Annotated in this window: 18 protein-coding genes and 1 pseudogene; 8 read left to right on the forward strand and 11 right to left on the reverse strand. The window is 72.4% G+C overall.

Annotated elements, in window-relative coordinates; translation table 11 throughout:
- Positions 1-285 (forward strand): NAD(P)(+) transhydrogenase (Re/Si-specific) subunit alpha (locus VMR86_09635; protein ID HTO07302.1); only part of this gene is annotated, 285 nt, incomplete at its 5' end.
- A 4-nt stretch (positions 286-289) separates the two neighbouring features.
- Here the strand turns inward: VMR86_09635 and VMR86_09640 are convergent.
- Together VMR86_09640 and VMR86_09645 are read right to left on the reverse strand one after the other, a co-directional pair.
- Positions 290-1,246: a hypothetical protein gene (locus tag VMR86_09640; GenBank protein ID HTO07303.1), complete on the reverse strand. Its 957-nt coding sequence runs from the start codon at positions 1,244-1,246 to the stop codon at positions 290-292.
- A gap of 15 nt (positions 1,247-1,261) precedes the next feature.
- Positions 1,262-2,566 carry a M18 family aminopeptidase gene (locus VMR86_09645; GenBank protein ID HTO07304.1) on the reverse strand — a complete coding sequence of 435 codons (1,305 nt, stop codon included), beginning with the start codon at positions 2,564-2,566 and terminating at the stop codon, positions 1,262-1,264.
- A 73-nt stretch (positions 2,567-2,639) separates the two neighbouring features.
- Here VMR86_09645 and VMR86_09650 point away from each other — a divergent pair, with 73 nt between their 5' ends.
- Positions 2,640-4,205 (forward strand): AMP-binding protein, encoded by a 1,566-nt coding sequence (locus VMR86_09650; GenBank protein HTO07305.1) that lies wholly within the window; start codon positions 2,640-2,642, stop codon positions 4,203-4,205.
- Positions 4,202-4,954: a glutathione S-transferase family protein gene (locus tag VMR86_09655; protein ID HTO07306.1), complete on the forward strand. Its 753-nt coding sequence runs from the start codon at positions 4,202-4,204 to the stop codon at positions 4,952-4,954. Before VMR86_09650 ends, VMR86_09655 begins: the two co-directional genes overlap by 4 nt.
- Positions 4,955-4,963: 9 nt before the next feature.
- Here the strand turns inward: VMR86_09655 and VMR86_09660 are convergent, their stop codons facing one another.
- The 5 genes and pseudogenes from VMR86_09660 to VMR86_09680 form a co-directional block, all read right to left on the reverse strand.
- A complete protein-coding gene (locus tag VMR86_09660) occupies positions 4,964-7,204 on the reverse strand; it encodes a molybdopterin cofactor-binding domain-containing protein (GenBank protein ID HTO07307.1) in 2,241 nt (746 codons plus the stop codon).
- An 8-nt stretch (positions 7,205-7,212) separates the two neighbouring features.
- Entirely contained in the window at positions 7,213-7,659 is a 447-nt protein-coding gene (locus VMR86_09665; GenBank protein ID HTO07308.1) for a (2Fe-2S)-binding protein, read from the reverse strand.
- A 95-nt stretch (positions 7,660-7,754) separates the two neighbouring features.
- Positions 7,755-8,423, reverse strand: coding sequence for a nitroreductase family protein (locus VMR86_09670; protein ID HTO07309.1), 669 nt, complete (start codon positions 8,421-8,423; stop codon positions 7,755-7,757).
- Between the two features lie 45 nt (positions 8,424-8,468).
- A pseudogene (locus VMR86_09675) lies at positions 8,469-8,723 on the reverse strand (EthD family reductase).
- 24 nt (positions 8,724-8,747) lie between these two features.
- The gene (locus tag VMR86_09680; GenBank protein ID HTO07310.1) at positions 8,748-9,347 is read right to left on the reverse strand and encodes a DsbA family protein; all 600 of its coding nucleotides are present in this window, start codon (positions 9,345-9,347) and stop codon (positions 8,748-8,750) included.
- Between the two features lie 40 nt (positions 9,348-9,387).
- Between VMR86_09680 and VMR86_09685 the strand changes: the two genes are divergently transcribed.
- Positions 9,388-10,497 (forward strand): serine hydrolase domain-containing protein, encoded by a 1,110-nt coding sequence (locus VMR86_09685; protein HTO07311.1) that lies wholly within the window; start codon positions 9,388-9,390, stop codon positions 10,495-10,497.
- Positions 10,498-10,506: 9 nt separating this feature from the next.
- Positions 10,507-11,064, forward strand: coding sequence for a YqgE/AlgH family protein (locus tag VMR86_09690; protein ID HTO07312.1), 558 nt, complete (start codon positions 10,507-10,509; stop codon positions 11,062-11,064).
- A 1-nt stretch (position 11,065) separates the two neighbouring features.
- On the opposite strand, the gene VMR86_09695 is transcribed toward VMR86_09690, so the two are convergent.
- From VMR86_09695 to VMR86_09705, 3 genes are read right to left on the reverse strand one after another with little or no spacing between them, the layout of a single operon-like run.
- Positions 11,066-11,956: a TIGR01777 family oxidoreductase gene (locus tag VMR86_09695; GenBank protein ID HTO07313.1), complete on the reverse strand. Its 891-nt coding sequence runs from the start codon at positions 11,954-11,956 to the stop codon at positions 11,066-11,068.
- Positions 11,956-12,228: an acylphosphatase gene (locus tag VMR86_09700; protein ID HTO07314.1), complete on the reverse strand. Its 273-nt coding sequence runs from the start codon at positions 12,226-12,228 to the stop codon at positions 11,956-11,958. The genes VMR86_09695 and VMR86_09700 overlap by 1 nt, the downstream gene beginning before the upstream one ends.
- Positions 12,225-13,238: a ParB/RepB/Spo0J family partition protein gene (locus tag VMR86_09705; GenBank protein HTO07315.1), complete on the reverse strand. Its 1,014-nt coding sequence runs from the start codon at positions 13,236-13,238 to the stop codon at positions 12,225-12,227. The genes VMR86_09700 and VMR86_09705 overlap by 4 nt, the downstream gene beginning before the upstream one ends.
- Before the next feature lie 171 nt (positions 13,239-13,409).
- Between VMR86_09705 and VMR86_09710 the strand changes: the two genes are divergently transcribed.
- On the forward strand, positions 13,410-14,636 hold the full coding sequence (locus VMR86_09710) for a phospholipase D-like domain-containing protein (protein HTO07316.1): 1,227 nt from the start codon (positions 13,410-13,412) through the stop codon (positions 14,634-14,636).
- 1 nt (position 14,637) lies between these two features.
- Here the strand turns inward: VMR86_09710 and VMR86_09715 are convergent, their stop codons facing one another.
- On the reverse strand, positions 14,638-15,777 hold the full coding sequence (locus tag VMR86_09715) for an acyl-CoA dehydrogenase family protein (GenBank protein ID HTO07317.1): 1,140 nt from the start codon (positions 15,775-15,777) through the stop codon (positions 14,638-14,640).
- 96 nt (positions 15,778-15,873) lie between these two features.
- Between VMR86_09715 and VMR86_09720 the strand changes: the two genes are divergently transcribed.
- Both VMR86_09720 and VMR86_09725 read left to right on the forward strand, forming a co-directional pair.
- Positions 15,874-16,527, forward strand: a complete 654-nt coding sequence (locus VMR86_09720; protein HTO07318.1) for a TetR/AcrR family transcriptional regulator — start codon at positions 15,874-15,876, stop codon at positions 16,525-16,527.
- Complete coding sequence (locus tag VMR86_09725) at positions 16,520-17,557, forward strand: HlyD family secretion protein (GenBank protein ID HTO07319.1); 1,038 nt, start codon at positions 16,520-16,522, stop codon at positions 17,555-17,557. The genes VMR86_09720 and VMR86_09725 overlap by 8 nt, the downstream gene beginning before the upstream one ends.
- Positions 17,558-17,598 lie beyond the last annotated feature (41 nt).

Below are 17,598 nucleotides of genomic sequence, written 5' to 3' on the forward strand. Positions count from 1 at the left end.
GTGGTGGTGGATCTCGCCGCCGACCAGGGCGGGAACTGCGCACTCACTCGGCCGGGCGAAATCGTCGACCACGGCGGCGTGCACGTGCACGGGCCGCTCAACGTGCCCAGCACCATCCCGCTGCACGCCAGCCAGATGCTCTCGAAGAACTTCCAGAACTTCCTGCTGCACCTGCTGAAGAAGGGCGAGGCGCAGATCGACCTGGCCGACGAGGTCACGGCCGGGGCGCTCGTGACTCGCGGCGGCGAGGTCGTGCATCCGGCCGTGAAGGCCGCGCTGGGCTAGCGACTCACTTCTTCGGCGTCGTGTTCGGCTGCGCCGGGGCCGGCGCCGGGGTCTGGTTGTTGGCCGCGTTCGGATCGTCGTCGACGGTGATGTCGACGCCGCCCTTCTTGGTCTTGTAGATCTTGCGCAGCTCCTCGCGGCGCTCGCGCTCGATGTCCTGCTGCTCCTTCACGGTCGACAGGTCGAGCTCGCGCCGCGCGACCGCCTGCTTCTCGCGCTTGCACGCGTTCTCCATGTGCGGGCCGCAGGTCGGGTTCTTGCAGCAGGCCTCCGCGAAGTCGTCGAAGGTCTTCATCTTCCTGGGCAGCGGCGCGCCGTCCCAGGTCTCGGAGAAGGCCTTCGACAGAGTGACTGCGCCGTTGAAGGTGTCGCGCGCCTCGACCATGTCGTTCTCCTTCCAGGCCAGCAGGATGGAGATGCGGTCGAGCTCGTCCTGCGGCGCCTGGGTCTTGCCCGCCTTGGTGAGATAGCGGCGCGCGGCCTCGAGGTCGCCCTTGTACACGCAGATGTGGGCCAGGTTCGAGTAGAAGGTCCCGCCGTACTGCCGGTAGCGGTCTTCCTGCGCCAGCCGCAGCGCGTTGCGGAACGAGGTCTCGGAGCCGCTCAAGTCGCCTTCGTAGGCCGTGATGATGCCGAGCCAGGTGTGCGGGCTGGGGTCGGTGGGCTCGAGCTTGGCCGCGGCCAGGATCTCGTTCTGCGCCTTGCGCAGATACTCGACGTACTCGGTCTGCTTGCCCTCGTCCATCGCCTTGCGCGCGAGCTCGTAGTAGAGCTGCCCCAGCTTCATGCGCGCGTCGAAGTCCTTGGGGTCGGAGTCGACGTCTTTCTGCAGCTTGTCGGCGGCGCTCTCGAGCCGGCCCGCCTTCTCGTCCTGCGCGATCTCGCGCGGCGACGTGCCCGTGGAGCACGAGCCCAGGGCCAGGGTGAGCGCACACAGCCAGGCGAACGGTCTCTTGGACATGGAAACTCCTGTGACTCAAACTCCGGTGAAGAAGGCCTGCAGCACGCGGATCATCGGCTCGACGTCGGCCGCGCCCGCCATCTCGCGGCACGAGTGCATGGAGAGCATCGGGTTGCCGACGTCGACCGCGGGAATGCCGGTGCGCGCGGCGCTGATCGGCCCGATGGTCGAGCCGCACGGGCCGTCGTTGCGCGGCGTGAACTGCTGCGGCGTCACGCCGACCTCGGCGCACAGCGCGGCGAACGCGCCGGCGGTGCGCGCGTCGCTGGCGTAGGACTGATTCACGTTGGTCTTGATCACCGGCCCGCGGCCGAGCACCGGCCGGTGACCGGCGTCGTGCTTCTCGGCGTAGTTCGGGTGCACGCCGTGCGCCATGTCGGCCGAGACCAGGAGCGAGCGCGAGCGCGCGCGCGCGAAGCCCTGCGGCTCGCCGCCCTTGAACGCGCCCACGATCCGCTCGAGTGACTCGAGCAGGAACGTGCCGGCCGCCCCCTGCGCGCTCTGACTCCCGACCTCCTCGTGGTCGTAGAGCACGACCGCGCGCGTGGCGCGGCCGAGCGGCGCGTTCGCCGCGCCGAGCAGCGCCGTGGTGGCGGCGTGACACGAGGCCAGGTTGTCGAGCCGGGGCGCGGCCAGGAACGCGCCATCGGCGCCCAGCGCGGCGGCGGGCTGCGCGTCGTAGAGCATGAGCTCGTGCGCCAGCACGTCTTCCGGAGCCACGTCGGCGAGCTGCTGCGCGCGCAGCTCGGTCGCAACCAGCGCCGCCAGGCCGGGCGCGCCTTCGAGCCCCACGACCGGGAGCGCCTGCGTCTCGGGGTTCAGCTTCAGGCCCGACTCGCGGATCTCGCGGTTCAGGTGGATCGCCAGGCTGGGAATGCGCAGCAGCGGACGGCCGAAGTCGACCAGCACGGTGCGCGCGCCGTCGCGCTCGCGCAGAGTGACTCGCCCGGCCAGTGACAGGTCGCGGTCGAGCCAGGTATGCAGGAGCACGCCGCCGTAGGGCTCCACGGCCAGCTGCCGGTAGCCGTGCGCGGACACGTCGGCGCGCGGCTTGGCGCGCAGGTTGGGCGAGTCGCTGTGCGCGCCCACGATGCGGAAGCCGCCCTCGACCGGCGACTCGTCGCCCACCTGGAAGGCCAGCAGGCTGCCCCCGTTGCGCACCACGAAGCGGCGGTCGCCCGGCGACAGGCTCCACAGCTCGCTCTCACTGCAGGCGCGGAAGCCGCGCTCGGCGAGCCGCCGCGAGACCTCGGCCACCGCGTGGTAGGGCGTCGGAGCTGCGTCGATGAACGCGAGCAGGTCGCGCGACGGATCCGGCATGCGCGCGAGGTTAGCGGCCCCTCGGGTAGAATGCAGCGCGCCCGCGGGGCGCGGCGAGGGAGTCGCGAAAAGCATGACCACGGTGGCCGCAATTGCGCGCAAGAGTCCGGACAAGCCGGCCCTGATCTACGGCAACGGCGAGACAGTCGAGACCTTCGGCCAGCTCGAGCAGCGCTCGCGGCGCATCGGCCACCTGCTGCGCAAGGCGGGGCTCGAGCCCGGCGACGGCATCGCGGTGTATCTCGCGAACGACGACGAGTTCTTCGACCTGTACTGGGCGTGTCACCGCGTCGGGCTCTACTTCACGCCGGTGAACTGGCACCTGCAGGAGGACGAGATCCAGTACATCGTCGACAACTGCGACGCGAAGCTCCTGTTCGCGCACGCGCGCTTCGGCGAGCTCGCCGCGCGGGTGGCTTCGCGCGCGCCCAAGCTCGCGGGCCGCTTCGCGCTCGGCGGCGAGATCCCCGGCTTCCGCAGCCTGGCCGAGGCGCTCGACGAGCTGCCCGCCGACGCGCCGCTCGAAGACGAGCTCGAGGGCTCGGTCATGCTCTACTCGTCGGGCACCACCGGCAAGCCCAAGGGCGTGCGGCGCGCGCTGCCGCGCCTTCCGGCGGGTCACCCGTCGACCATGGCAGGCGTGGTGGGGCTGGCGATGCTGTTCGGGATCAGCGAGAACGACGTGTATCTCACGCCGGCGCCGCTGTATCACGCGGCGCCGATCGGCTTCACGTCGTCGATGCAGCGCTTGGGCGCCACGGCCGTGGTGCTGCGCCGCTTCGAGCCGGAAGAGGTGCTGCGCACGATCGCCGACCAGCGCGTGACCTCGGCGCAGTTCGTGCCGACTCATTTCCGGCGCCTCCTCTCCCTGCCCGAGTCGGTGCGCGACAAGGCCGATCTATCGAGCCTGCGCGTCGCGATCCACGCGGCCGCGCCCTGCCCGATCCCGCTCAAGGAGCAGATGATCGCCTGGTGGGGCGACGCCATCATGGAGTACTACGGCGGCACCGAAGGCGGCGGCACGCTGATCCGCGCGCAGGAGTGGCTGACTCACAAGGGCTCCGTGGGCCGGCACTGGGCGGGCGGCGTGGTGCACACGCTGGACGAGAACGGCCTGGAGTTCGACGAGCCCGGCCGCGAGGGCGCGATCTACTTCGACGCCCCTTCGGACCCGAGCGCCCGCTTCTCCTACCACAAGGATCCGGACAAGACCGCGTCGACCTACAAGGGCAGCCTATTCACGATCGGCGACATCGGCTACAAGGACGCCGAAGGCTACGTGTATCTCACGGACCGGCAGTCGAACATGATCATCTCGGGCGGCGTGAACATCTACCCGCAGGAGACCGAGAACCACCTGATCATGCACCCCAAGGTGCAGGACGTGGCGGTGATCGGCGTGCCCAACGAAGACTTGGGCGAAGAGGTGAAGGCGGTGGTCGTGCCCGCGGCCGGAGTGAGTCCCGGCCCGGCGCTGGAGCGCGAGCTGATCGAGTTCTGCCGCAGCGCGCTCGCGCACTACAAGTGCCCGCGCACCATCGACTTCGCGTCGGACGTGCCGCGCACCGAGACGGGCAAGATGGCCAAGCGCCGGCTGCGCGAGAAGTACTGGGCGGGCCGCGAGAGCCGCATCGTATGACCCGGCCGGTCACGATCGTCGGCAGCTACCTCTCGCCCTACGTGCGCAAGGTGCTGGCGGTGCTGCAGCGCAAGGGCATCGCCTACGAGATCGACCCGATCACGCCCTTCATGGGCGACGAGCGCTTCTCGCAGCTCTCGCCGCTGCGGCGCATCCCGGTGCTCCTGGACGGCGACCTCGCGCTCGTGGACTCCACGGTGATCTGCGAGTATCTCGAGGAGCGCACGCCCGAGCCGGCGCTCTACCCGCGCGGCCTGGCGGCGCGCGCGCGCGCGCGCTGGCTCGAGGAGTACGCCGACTCGCGCATGGGCGACGTGTTCATCTGGCAGTACTGGTATCCGCTGGTGGTGAACCGCTTCGTGTTCGGCGCCAAGCCGGACCCGGCCGCGATCGAGAAGACCGTGGCGGTGGAGATCCCCGAGGTGCTCGGGTATCTCGAGCGCGAGCTGCCCGAGCGCGGCTTCCTGTTCGGCGCGGAGCCGACCGTGCCCGACCTCACGATCGCCGCGGTCTACCGCAACCTGGAGCTCGGCCGCCATCGTCTCGACGAGACCCGCTGGCCGAAGACCGCGGCGTTCCTGGCGCGCGCGGCCGCGCTCGACGAGCTGGCGCGCCTACGGCCGTTCGAAGAGGCCATGCTGCGCGCGCCTCCAACCCAACACCGGAAGGTGTTGGCCGAGCTGGGCGCGCCGCTCACGCGCGAGTCCTACGACACCGGCGTGCCGCGCCCGGGGATCATGCGCCTCTGACTCGTGGAGTCAGGTGCTGGACTCGTTCCCGCCCTGCTCCGGCTTCCACTCTTTAGGCGGCGTGCGCAGGTCGTGCTTGCGCAGCGGCAGCTCGCGCAGGCGCCGGCCGGTGAGCGCGAAGGCCGCGTTCGCCACGGCCGCAGCGATCGGCGGCGTGCCGGGCTCGCCCGCGCCGCCCGCGTGCGCGCCCGACGGCACGAGCGCGAGCTCGATCACCGGCGCATCGGCCAGCTTCACCATCGGGTAGTCGGGGAAGTTCTGCTCCACGACTCGCCCGTCCCGGATCGAGATCTCGCCGTAGAGCGCGGCCGTGAGTCCGTAGATGATGCCGCCCTCGAGCTGCGCCCGGATGCCGTCCGGGTGTACCACCTCGCCCGGGTCCGCCGCGCACCACACCTTGTGCACGCGCACGCGGCCGTCTTCGCCCGCCGAGACCTCGGCGACCTGCGCCACGATCGTGTCGAACGCCTCCTTCAGCGAGATGCCTCGGGCGCGTCCCGGCGGCGTGGGGCCGCCCCAGCCCGAGAGCTTCGCCACCGCCTCCAACACCGCGCGGTGTCGGGGCGCGCCGGCGAGCAGCTCGCGGCGGTATTCATAGGGGTCGCGCTGGGCGGCGGCCGCGAGCTCGTCCACGAACGACTCGATGAAGAAGCCGTGGATGCTGTTGTCGACGCTGCGCCACGGGCCGAACGGGATCGGGTCGGTGCCGGAGGCGAAGCGCGCGGCCCGGTGCTCGATGCCGTAGGCGATGTGGTTCGCGTCGGAGGGATCGTGCTTCTCGGTGAACTCCTGCAGCCAGGCGACCGTGCGCCCCGAGGCATCGAGCCCGCCGCGCATGCGCGAGATCGATGCGTTGCGGTAGTTGTCCTGAGTCATGTCCTCTTCGCGCGACCAGATCACGTTCACCGGGCGGTCGAGCTGCTTGGCGACGTCGATCGCGCGCTCGAGATAGTTCAGCGTCGGGCCGCGGCGCCCGAAGCCGCCACCCATCGCGGTGTGGTGCAGAGTGACTCGCTCGAACGACAGTCCGGACAGCTCGGCCGCCTTGGCCCGCGCGCCCAGCCCGTCCTGGAAGCCGCCCCAGACCTCGAGCCGGCCGTCGTGGAACCAGGCGGTGCAGTTCACCGGCTCCATGCAGGCGTGGGCGAGATAGGGCACGCGGTAGGTCGCCTCGACCACGCGCGCGGCGCCGGCCAGCGCGCCGTCGGCGTCGCCGTGCGCCCAGTCCTTGTGCAGGCCGCCGGCCTTCAAGGCCGCTTCCATGCCGGAGAAGATCGATCCCGACGAGTGACTCGCGGCGCCGCCCGCGAACTCGACGGGCAGCGCCTCGAGCGCCTGCTTGGCGCGCCAGTAGTTGTCGGCCACGACGGCGACCGCACCCGGGAGCTCGAACGCCTTCACCACGCCGCGCCGGCTCGAGACCGCCGCCGCGTCGAAGCGCGTCACGCGCCCGCCGAACACCGGGCTCGCGCGCACCGCGGCGAACAGCATGCCCGGAAGCCGGGTATCGATGCCGTAGCGCGCGCTGCCATCGACCTTCGAGGGCAGGTCGAGGCGCTGGATCGGCTGCCCGACGATCGTGTAGCGCTCGCGCGCCTTCAGCGGCACGTCGGCCGGCGGATCGAATGCGGCCGCGGCGCTCGCGAGCTCGCCGTAGCCGGCCGAGCGGTCCGATTTCGCGTGGAAGAGGCGGCCTTTCTCGGTGGTGACTTCGGACGCGGGCACCTTCCACTGCGCGGCCGCGGCCTGGACCAGCATCCAGCGCGCGGCGGCGCCGGTCCGGCGCATGCCCGCGATGCCGGTCGCGCGCACCGAGAGACTCCCGCCGGTGATCTGCACGTGCTTGAACTCGGCGATCTTGCGCGTGGCGAAGTCGGTCGCGCCCGAGAGCGACGCGGGTATCTCGTAGTCACCCAAGAGATAGCCGCGTGCCAGCGCACCGTTCGCGAACGCCGGGTCCGCCGGCGCCTGCTCCACGCGCACCTGGCTCCAGTCGGCGTCGAGCTCCTCGGCGAGCATCATGGGCAGCGACGTGTGCACGCCCTGGCCCATCTCGGAGTGCGGCACGATCACGGTCACCGTGCCATCGGGGGCGAGCTTCACCCAGGTGGCGAGCAGCACCTCGTCGCCGGCGGCGCCGAGCGAGCGCGCGCGCTTCAGGTTCGACAGAGGAGACAGGGCGTAGCCCAGCAGGAGTCCGCCGCCTGCCAGCGTCCCGCCGACGATGAAGGCGCGCCGGGTGAGTGCCATGGCGCCTCCTAGCCCCGCGCCACGGCGTGGATGGCCGCGCGGATGCGGCCGTAGGTGCCGCAGCGACACACGTTGGTCATCGCGGCGTCGATCTCGGCGTCGCTCGGCTTCGGGTTCGCGTCGAGCAGCGCGGCCGCCGCCAGGATCTGGCCCGACTGGCAGTAGCCGCACTGCGGCACCTGATGCTCGAGCCAGGCCTGCTGTACACGGTGCAGTGTACCCCCGCTCGCCAGCCCCTCGATCGTGGTGACCTCGTGGCCTTCGGCCGCGGCCACGGGCAGCACGCAGCTGCGCACCGCCTTGCCGTCGACGAGCACCGTGCACGCCCCGCAGTACGAGACACCGCAGCCGTACTTGGTCCCGGTCAGGCCGAGCTGGTCGCGCAGCGCCCAGAGCAGCGGCATCTCGCTCTCGACGTCGAGCTCGTGCGCGGTCCCGTTCACCCGGATCTGCATGGCGCCCTCCACTCGCTGGGGTCTGGCCAGGACGGTAGACCGATCGAGCGCTTTCGTCTCGTCGGCCCGGATCGTTCACCCGGGCATTCCGGCACTCAGCCCCAGCGCTCGAAGTAGGTGATCGAGTCGGCGCCGGGCCGGTCGGCGGGCTTGAAGTCCATGCCCTTGGTGTAGGCGACGGGCAGGAGCCCGACCTGGGTCACGTCCTTGGGGATGCCCAAGAGCTCGGCCGCCTCCTCCTCGCGGTTCATGTGCAGGGTGGTCAGCACCGAGCCCAGCCCGCGCGAGCGCAGAGCGAGCTGGAAGCTCCAGACCGCGGGGTAGATCGAGCCGTAGAAGCCTGCGCGCATGCCGAGCGGGAGTGAGTCGTTCACGCGCCCCAGCGCGCACGGGATCACGTGCACCGGCACCTCGTGCAGGTGGTCGACCAGCCAGAGCGCGGAGTCGTATACGCGCCGGGTCTGTGCCTCCCCGGGCGGTGTCGCCTTCAGGGCCTGCTCGAGATACTGCGCGCCGCCGCGCTTGTAGATCTCGGCGAGCGCCTGGCGCTTCTTCGCGTCGGTCACCACGAGCCAGCGCCAGCCCTGGCGGTTGGAGCCGGTCGGCGCCTGCTGGGACAGGCGGATGCACTCCAGGATCACCGACCTGGGCACGGGCTTGGCCAGGTCCAGGCGCTTGCGCACCGCGCGCGTCGTGGCGAGCAGGCGGTCGACGCCGTCGAGGTCGAAGCCGCCGCCGAAGCTCGCGGCGTCCTCCCAGCCGATGCCCACGTCGAGCTTGACGCCGAACTTGCCGATCATCACGCCCGCGTCCTCGCGCAGCGACTTCCAGGGCGCGGAGTGACTGCTGCGGGTGAGCGCCTCCTCGCTGTCGAAGGCCATCTCGGCGATCCGGTGGAAGACCGGCGCGCCGCCCTCGAGGCCGGCGTCGGTGCGCGTCAGCACGATGCGCCGCAGCTCGGGGACCGCGCGCGCGAGCGGCACGTGGACCTCGAGGTAGTGTTTCTCGAACGCCGCCACGTCCGCGGGCTTGGGATGCGACCAGGCTGCCACCACCTTGTACACGCCGTTCTCCTTCGCCGTGACGGACTAGCCGCGCGCGGCCTTGGACACGTAGAAACGCACCAGCTCGAAGCGATCGTTGCCCCAGAACATCTCGTCGCCGACGAAGAGGGTCGGCACGCCGAACACGCCGCGCGCCACCGCGGCCTCCGTGTCGCGAGTGAGTCGCGCCTCGAGCTCGGCCGACTTCGCGCGCTCTAGAACCGCGTCCGGGTCGAGGCCGGCGGCGCGGATGCGCTGCGCGAGCAATGACTCGTCGGAGAGGTCGCGGGCCTCGGCCCAGCGCGCGCGGTACAGGGGGTAGTGCAGCTCGCGGAAGCGGCCCATGTCCTTGGCGACCAGCGCGCAGCGCAGGGCGAGCTGTGTGTCGCTCTTGTACAGGGCGCGCGCGGCCGGGTCGATCTGCGCGCCCAGCGCTTCGGCCCAGTGACGCACGTCGTTGGCGTAGTTGGCGGTCTTGCGCGGACCGAGCTCGGGCGGCTTGCCGACGCCGGGCTCGACCAGCCGGCGCAGGTGCACCGGCCGGAAGTCGATCTCGACCCCGAGGTCGCGGAAATACGCCTCGGCGCGGTGCGAGCCCAGGTACGCCCACGGACACGCGTAGTCGAAGTAGAGCGGAAGCTGCACGGCGGTTCCTCCCTGCGGCCAGCGTATCATGCGGGCCTTCGTGGAACCGGACTTCACCGCGCTCGAAGCCGAGATGGAGCGCCAGATCGCGTCGGGCCTGCGGCCGACGCTGCAGATCGCCGTCGACTGGCGCGGCCGGCGCGTGTTCGAGCGCGCGCTCGGGCCGGGCGCCACGAGCGACGCGACTTACGTCTTGTGGAGCTCGACCAAGCCGTTCGTGGCGGTGGCGCTGCTGCAGGCCGTCGACGAGGGCAAGCTCGCGCTCGACACGCGCGTCGCGACTCACATCCCGGAGTTCGGCGCGCACGGCAAGCACAAGGTGACTCTGGCGCAGCTCTTGTCGCACCGCGGCGGCTTCCCCGACAACACGCCCGAGCTGTCGCGGGCGCTGGCGCGGGTGTCTCGCGACTGGAACGAGGCGCTGCGCTTCGTGTGCGACATGACGCCCGCCTGGGAGCCCGGCACCGACCGCGGCTACCACCCGTCGTCGGCCTGGTTCGTGGCCGGCGAGCTGCTGCAGCGGCTCGACGGACGGCCGCTCTACGACTCACTGCGCGCGCGCGTGCTCGATCCGCTGGGCATTCCGCGCGACGGCTTCACGCTGGGCCGGCCCGAGGAGCTGGCCGCGCCACCGCTGCGCGTGACTACGCGCGACGTGCGCGGCGCGCCACCGCAGGCAGAGGCCGACTGGTGGAACGACCCGCGCACACACTCCGCGGTGATTCCCGGCGGAGGCGGCATCGCGCGCGCGCGCAGCCTGGTCGCGTTCTACCGCGCGCTGCTCGCCGGCGGGCGCGGCGCCCACGGGCGCATCCTGTCCGCGGCGATGTTGCGCGCCGCCACCTTCCCGCACGCAGTCGGCATCCGCGACCGCACGTTCCTGCTCGACATTCCGTGGGGGCTCGGCTTCCACCTGAAGCACGTGGTGCCGTCGCTCGATGACTGCGGCACGCGCGCGACGCCGGGCACGTTCGGACACGGCGGGCACTTCCTGGTGAACACGGCGTTCGCGGACCCGAGCCGCGACCTCGCGGTCGCGATCCTGTCGAACGGGCTGGGCGAGCCGCGCGCGGGCCGCGCAGCCGTGACCGCGCTGTCGGACGCGGTGCACGCCGCGATCGACGCTGCGCAGGCGCGCGTCGCGGAGTAGACTTCGGGCATGAGCGGTGACTCGATCGCGCCGGGCCTCCTCCTCGCCATGCCGCAGCTCGACGATCCGAACTTCGCCCGCGCCGTGGTGCTCATGGTGCAGCACGGCGACCAGGGCTCGTTCGGCCTGGTGATCAACCGGCCGAGCGAGACACCGGTGATCGACGTGACCGCTCCCATGGGCATGCGCTGGCGCGGCGATCCGTCGGCGGTGATCTGGATCGGCGGGCCGGTGAGTCCCGAGACCGGCTGGCTGTTGCACGAGCCCACGCAGGCGGTCGCCGGCGAGGGCACGCTCGAGGTGAGCGACGGCGTGTCGCTCTCGACCTCGCCCCACAACTTCCGCGCGCTGATCGAGCACCCGCCGCGCCGCGTGCGCTTCCTGGCGGGCTACGCCGGCTGGGGCGCGCATCAGCTCGAGAGCGAGCTGGCGCAGGGCGCGTGGCTCACGAGCGATGTCACTCCGGAGCTGGTGTTCGACACGCCGGCGGAGCGCATGTGGGACGTGGCGCTGCGCTCGCTCGGCATCGAGCCGGGGGCGCTCGTGCCGGGCGTCGGAGTCCACTGAGTCAGGCGAGCAGCTTGCGCAGCGCCGGCTCGAGCTCGGGATCCTGGAAGCGGAACCCGCTGGCCAGGAGCTTGGCGGGCCGCACCCGCTGACTCGCGAGCAGCATGCCGTCGGCCGCTTCGCCCAGCGCCAGCCGCAACAGCGCGGCCGGCAGCGGCAGAACGGCCGGCCGGTGCAGCGCGCGCGCGAGCGCCTTCGAGAGCTCGGCGTTGGTCACCGGCTGGGGCGCCACCAGATTCACCGCGCCCACGAGCGCGGGCGTCACCAGGATGTGTCGTGCGGCGGCGCACACGTCGGCGCTCGTGATCCACGACACCCATTGCGTGCCGGGCCCGACGCGCCCGCCGAGCCCGAGGCGGTGTTGCAGCGCCAGCGGCGCCAGCGCGCCGCCGTTCGGATCGAGCACGACCCCGAGCCGCAGGTTCACCACGCGCGCGCCCGCCGCGCGCGCGGGCTCGCACGCGCGCTCCCACTGCGCGCACACATCGGCCAGGAAGCCCTGTCCCGCCGGGCTCGTCTCTTCCAGCCACTCACCGCCGCGGTCGCCGTAGTAGCCGATCGCCGAGGCACAGAGCAGCGCCGGCCGCGGCGTGAGGCGCGCGATCGTCTCGGCCACGAGCGTGGTCGACGCCACGCGGCTGGCCGCGATCTCCTGCTTGCGCGCGGCGGTCCAGCGCACGCCGGCGACCCGCTCCCCCGACAGGTGGATGAACGCATCGAGCCCCGCGAGCCGCGCGGGATCGAGCCGGCCCCGCGCGGGGTCCCACTGGAGCTCGTTCTCGGCCGCGCTGCCGCGCACCAGCCGCAGCACGCGGTGGCCGTCGGCGCCCAGCGCCTCGGCCAGGCGCGCACCGACCAGGCCGGATGCCCCGCTCAGCGCGATGCGGGCCATCAGCGCCGGATCTCGAAGGCGCCGAGTGTCTCGCCGGCGCTCGCGTCGGCCACCTCGACCCCGGTCACGAGCGCGCCGCGCGGACCGCGGCGCAGGAACGCGAGCGCCTGCTCGAGCGCCGCGTCGTCGCCCTCGACCAGCGCCTCGACGCGCCCGTCGGGCAGGTTGCGCACCCAGCCGCGCACGCCGAGCTCGCGCATGCGCTCCTGAGTCGCACCGCGGAAGAACACGCCCTGCACCCGCCCCGTGACCCAGCAGCGCAAGCGCTTCATTCCGCCTCGGGCTCGGCCGGTCCCATGGCCGCCGCCAGCGCCAGGTCGCGCTCGCGCACCGAGCCCGGGTCGAACTTCCGGGCGGAGGCCGCCATGCGCGTGAGCGCCGCCCCGATCGGCATGGGCGGCGCCGAGTCGCCCTTCTTCGGCTTCACGAAGCGCACCGGGTTGATGCGCGCGACCACGAGCGTGCGCAGATACGGTGACTGGAAGCCGCGCTCCTGCAGACCCGTCACGATCTCCTTCACGCGCGCGTCGATCTCGAGCAGGCGCGCCGAGTAGCCGGCGCGCTCGCGCAGCGCCGCCGGGAGTGACTTCTCCGAGAAGCGGTCCACCCGGCGCAGGAACGACAGGTACGCGCCCCCCGCGAAGCGCGGCGCGCTCTGGTAGCACAGGCCCAGGGTCAGGAACGCGGGCTGCTCGAACTCGGCCGCGAGCTGCGACTCCGCCGTGCGCGGCCGCTCCTTGGCCAGCGCCTGGGCCATGCGAATCACTTCGAGGCTGCGGTCCTTGGTGTTGTGCGCCTTCTCGGTGTTGAGCGCGAGGATCTTGTACGCGAGCGCCTCGTCGGCCGACACGAGCGCGGTGATCGCGCGCATGCCGAGGAGCTTCGCCGCCGCGAGCCGGTGTCTCCCGTTGGGCGTCCAGAAGCGGCCGCCGCCGCGCACGGCGATGACCGGGTCGAGGAACGGCCCCGACTCCTCGATCTTCTGCGCCAGCCGCTTCACGTGCGTGGGCGAGAGATCGCGCTGGAACGGGGTGGGCTCGATCGCCTCGAGCGGCAGCACCGCGAGCAGCAGCGCATGACTCGACAGCGGATCGCGGTAGGCGCCGGCCGGCGCGCCACCGGCGGCGATCACGGCGGCAGAGAGCTCGCCGAGCTCCGCGGCGTCCGGCAGAAGCGGGGCCGCCGTGGCCTCGGGCCCGCGGCGCTCCTTCGCGGGCGTGAGTCGCTTGCGCGCGGCGCCCGCCTTCTTCTTGCCTCCGGTCGCCTTCTTTCGGGCCGCCACGCGGCGATTCTACTCGGGAAGCGTGCGGACGACGTATCGGGGCGGCGCCCGGCCCCCCGAGCGCCGCCCCTTCCCCGTTTTCCGAGGAGTGACCCGTCGCCTGTTCGATCGGCGCCCGCGGGAGCGCCTGAGTGACCTCGATCACCCGAGCCCGCCGGCTAAGCTCTGCGCGTGTCCCGGGGCAAACGCCGCCGCCAGCGTCTCCGCTCGCCGTTGCGCCGCAATGGCCTGGTGCCGCGCCCGCGCGCGATCGCGGAGCTCGTGCGCACGCGGGAGCTGCGCTTCACGGACGGGAATCGGGTCGACCTGTACGAGACCGGGCGCGTCGGCCTGCAGGCCATGCTGGCCGCGATCGAGCGCGCGCGCCGGCGCATCCACCTGGAGACCTACATCCTGCGCACGGACGAGATCGGCAGCGAGTTTCTCGCCGCGCTCACCGAGCGCGCGTCGGTCGGCGTCGAGGTGCGGGTGCTCTACGACTCGCTCGGCTCGTTCGGGCTCGACGACGCGGCGCTCGAGCCGCTGCGCGCCGCGGGCGGACAGGCGATCGCCTTCAACCCGATCGTGCGCTTGTGGCCGCGCTTCGCGCCGCGCCGCCGCGACCACCGCAAGATCCTGGTGGTCGACGGCAGCGTGGCCTTCATGGGCGGGCTCAACATCGGCGACGAGTACATCTCGGGCCTGGGCCGCAAGCCCTCGGGCGAGGAGTGGCGCGACGCGCACGTGCGCGTCGAGGGCCCGTGCGTGCGCGACCTCGAGGCGGTGTTCCTCGAGAGCTGGTTCCGCGCCGACGGGCCCGAGGTCGCCTGGCACTCACTGCTCGAGCGCGCGCCCGCCCCGGCCGGCGACGTGCGCTGCGCCGTGCTGGCCGACGGCCCGACCTACCGCCGCCGGCGCACGCGCGACCTGTTGCTGGCAGCGCTCGAGCACGCGCAGGGAGCGGTGCGGCTGGTCTCGCCCTACTTCGCGCCCGGCCGCCGCGTGCTGGAGCTGCTCGCCGCGGCCAGCGCGCGCGGCGTGAGCGTCACTCTCTTGCTCGCGGGCACGCGCACCGACCATCCCTCGCTCATGCGGGCCACGCGCGCCGTGCTCCCGGGGTTGCTCGCCTGCGGGGTGCGGGTGTTCGAGTACGACGCCGCCATGATGCACGCCAAGCTGGCCTGCTTCGACGGCGACTGGTGCGCGGTGGGCACCTCGAACCTCGACCGCCAGAGCTTCGAGCATTCCTACGAAGTGAACCTGGTGATCGAGGACGCCGACGTCGCCAAGCGCACGATCGATCTGTTCGACGCCGACATCGCGCAGGCGCGCGAGGTCACGCTCGAGTCACTGGGCCGCCGGAGCTGGCTCGAGCGCATGCGCGACCGCTTCTGGGCCGTCGTCCTGCGCTGGGTGTGACTCACAGCGCGCCGCGTTCCACCAAAAGACCGAGCGCCACGCGGCCCGCGAGCTCGAAGATCGGCTGCGCGACCATGATGTGCTGGGTGGCGACGTGCACGTCGCGAAAGCAGCGCGAGAGCGGACTCGCGTCGTAGACCGAAGTGCCGCCGGCGGCGTGGTAGGCCAGGTCGACGGCGCGGGCGGCGCTCCAGGCCGCGTTCGCGGCCGCCAGCCGCAGGTCCGCGCGCGTCTCGATCGGCAGTGACTCGCCGCGCTGGGCGATCTGCCAGGCCTGGCCGACCGCGTCGTACACGTAGGCGCGCGCGGAGCGCAGCGCCGCCTCGCCCTCGCCCACCTGGCGCTGCACGACCGCGCGCGCGGCCAGGTTCCGCCCGCTGCCCGTGGGCACCTTGGCGCCCGCCAGGGCGACCAGCTCGTCCAGCGCGCGGCGCGCGATGCCCAGCGTGACTGCGCACACGCCGAGCGCGAGCAGCCCGAAGGTCGGGAACCGGTACAGCGGCCCCGGGCAGCGCGGCGGCTCGCCGATCACCAGCGAGCGGCCGTCGGGCACGAAGGCGTCGGTCACTTCGAAGTCGTGACTGCCGCTCCCGCGCAGCCCGCCCGTGTACCAGGTGTCGAGCACGCGCACCTGGTCGCGCGCGAAGAAGAACAGCCGCGACTCACCCGCCGCGTCGGGCGCCGTGCCGCCCACCAGCCAGTCCGAGTGCAGACACCCGCTGCCGAACGGCCAGCGGCCGCTGACCTCGTGTCCGCCCGGCACGGCGCGCGCGCGGCCCAGCGGCGCGGCCGCGCCGCCGGTGATCACGGCCGGATTCGCGCCGTAGATCTGCGCTGCCTGCGCCTCGGGCAGGGACGCCGCGAGCACGCCCGTGGTCGCGCCGATCATCACGCACCAGCCGGCCGCGCCATCTGCGCGAGACACTTCCTCGATCACGCGCAGCACGTCCGCTGGGGAGAGCTCGCTGCCGCCGAAGCGCGCCGGCACGCAGATGCCCATGACGCCCGCGCCGGCGAGCTTGCGCATCAGCGCCGCCGGCTGCGTGCGCGCGGCCTCGGCCTCCGCCGCCGCGGCGCGCACCTCGCCGGCCAACTCGCGCGCGGCGCGCAGCGCTGCGGGCTCGGCGTCGCTGACACTCATGGGCGCGCAATCTACACGAATTCGCGCGTTTGACCGGGCGCCGGAATCTTGTTAGTAAACGTTTACTAGATGCGAGCCACCCCTCGAGCCAGCGCCGTGCGCGCGCGTGCCGCGCGCCGGCCGCGGCCTACCTCCGAAGAGCGCCGCGGCCAGATCCTGCGCGAGGCCGCGCGCTGCTTCGGCACGCGCGGCTTCCGCGGCACCACCACGCGCGACGTCGCGAACGCGGTCGGCATCACCGAGGCCGCGCTCTACCGGCACTTCCCCAGCAAGGAGGCGATCTACGCCGCCATCCTGGACGCGCGCATGACCGTGCCCATGGCGATCGACGGCGTGGAGCCGCTCGCGCAGGCGCGCGACGACCGGCAAGTGTTCCAGACACTCGCGGTCGCGATCCTGGAGAGCGTCGAGTCCGACCCGTCGTTCCTGCGGCTCCTGCTCTACTCCGCGCTCGAGGGGCACGAGATGGCGCGCCCCTTCTACGAGAAGCGCATGCGGCGCGTGCGCGAGTTCCTGACCCGCTACATCGCGCAGCGCACGCGCGACGGCGAGTTCCGCGACCTGGAGCCCGTGCTCGCGGCGCGCGCGTTCGTGGGCATGGTCGCCGACCACCTGATCGCGCGCACCGTGTTCGGCCAGAAGGACCCCGTGCACTACGACCCGGAGCGCGTGGCCGAGAGCTTCACCTCGATCTTCCTCGACGGCGTGCGCGAGCCGGCGGCGCGCAAGCGCGGAGTGACTCGTGGCTGAGGCGGCGCTCGAAGGACGCGAACGCGGCCGCTTGAAGGTCGGCCTGCGCGAGGGCGTGGGCGCCGCGGTGCTGGTGCTGGTGCTGGCCGCGATCGGCTACTGGTTCGTGGCCCTGCGCGGGCGCGAGAGCACCGACGACGCCTTCGTCGAGGGCCACATGGTGCTGATCTCGCCGCGCGTGGCCGGCCAGGTGAGTCAGGTGTTCGTCGAGGAGAACTCGCACGTGCGCGCCGGCCAGCCGCTCGTGCAGCTCGACCCCGCGGACTTCGAGGCGCGCGTGGCCCATGCCAGAGCCGACGTCGAGGCCGCGAAGAACCGCATGGCCCAGTCACAGGCCGCCGCCGAGGCCGCTGCCGCGCAGGCCCGTGGGGCCGCGGTGCGCGTGAAACACGCCGAGCAGGAGCTCGAGCGCGCGAAGGGTCTGTTCGAGCGCAAGGTCTCGAGTCAGAACCAGCTCGACGCCGCGGTCGCAGCGCGCGACGCGGCGATGGCCGAGCTGCACGCGGCCGAGCAGCGCGAGCTCGCGGAGCGCGCGTCGGTGGTGAACGCGGCGCCCGTCCTGCAGGCCGAGGCATCGCTGCGCGAGGCCGAGCTGGCGCTCTCGCACGCCACGATCAGCGCGCCCTTCGACGGCGACGTGGGCCGCAGGTCGGTCGAGCTGGGCGCCAACGTGTCTCCCGGCCAGGCGCTGTTCGCGCTCACCGCGCGCGAGGGCAACTGGGTCACCGCCAACTTCAAGGAGACCCAGGTCGGGCGCATGCACCCCGGCGATCCGGTCGAGATCCGCGTCGACGCTTTCCCCGACCACGTGTGGCGCGGTCACGTCGAGTCGATCTCGCCGGCCACCGGCGCCAAGTACGCGCTGCTGCCGCCCGACAACGCCACGGGCAACTTCACCAAGGTGGTGCAGCGCATCCCGGTGCGCATCGCGCTCGACCCCGAGCCAGCGGGCGCCGCGGACGTCGCCTCGGGCCCGGCCGAACCGCTCTCGGTCGGGCTCTCGGTGAGCGTGAGTGTCCGCCTCCGCTGAATCTCCGTCCGATGGTCGCGTGGGCACCCTACCCACGCTCC

This window comes from Myxococcota bacterium (assembly GCA_035498015.1).
In the GTDB taxonomy this organism is placed as follows: Bacteria; Myxococcota_A; UBA9160; order SZUA-336; family SZUA-336; genus VGRW01.

Excerpts from the sequence above, each read along its gene's own strand:
- VMR86_09660 (HTO07307.1), bottom strand. The coding sequence starts at position 7,204 with ATGGCACTCACCCGGCGCGCCTTCATCGTCGGCGGGACGCTGGCAGGC.
- VMR86_09715 (HTO07317.1), bottom strand. The coding sequence starts at position 15,777 with ATGAGTGTCAGCGACGCCGAGCCCGCAGCGCTGCGCGCCGCGCGCGAG.
- VMR86_09655 (HTO07306.1), top strand. The coding sequence starts at position 4,202 with ATGACCCGGCCGGTCACGATCGTCGGCAGCTACCTCTCGCCCTACGTG.
- VMR86_09645 (HTO07304.1), bottom strand. The coding sequence starts at position 2,566 with ATGCCGGATCCGTCGCGCGACCTGCTCGCGTTCATCGACGCAGCTCCG.
- VMR86_09695 (HTO07313.1), bottom strand. The coding sequence starts at position 11,956 with ATGGCCCGCATCGCGCTGAGCGGGGCATCCGGCCTGGTCGGTGCGCGC.
- VMR86_09700 (HTO07314.1), bottom strand. The coding sequence starts at position 12,228 with ATGAAGCGCTTGCGCTGCTGGGTCACGGGGCGGGTGCAGGGCGTGTTC.
- VMR86_09665 (HTO07308.1), bottom strand. The coding sequence starts at position 7,659 with ATGCAGATCCGGGTGAACGGGACCGCGCACGAGCTCGACGTCGAGAGC.
- VMR86_09640 (HTO07303.1), bottom strand. The coding sequence starts at position 1,246 with ATGTCCAAGAGACCGTTCGCCTGGCTGTGTGCGCTCACCCTGGCCCTG.
- VMR86_09650 (HTO07305.1), top strand. The coding sequence starts at position 2,640 with ATGACCACGGTGGCCGCAATTGCGCGCAAGAGTCCGGACAAGCCGGCC.
- VMR86_09690 (HTO07312.1), top strand. The coding sequence starts at position 10,507 with ATGAGCGGTGACTCGATCGCGCCGGGCCTCCTCCTCGCCATGCCGCAG.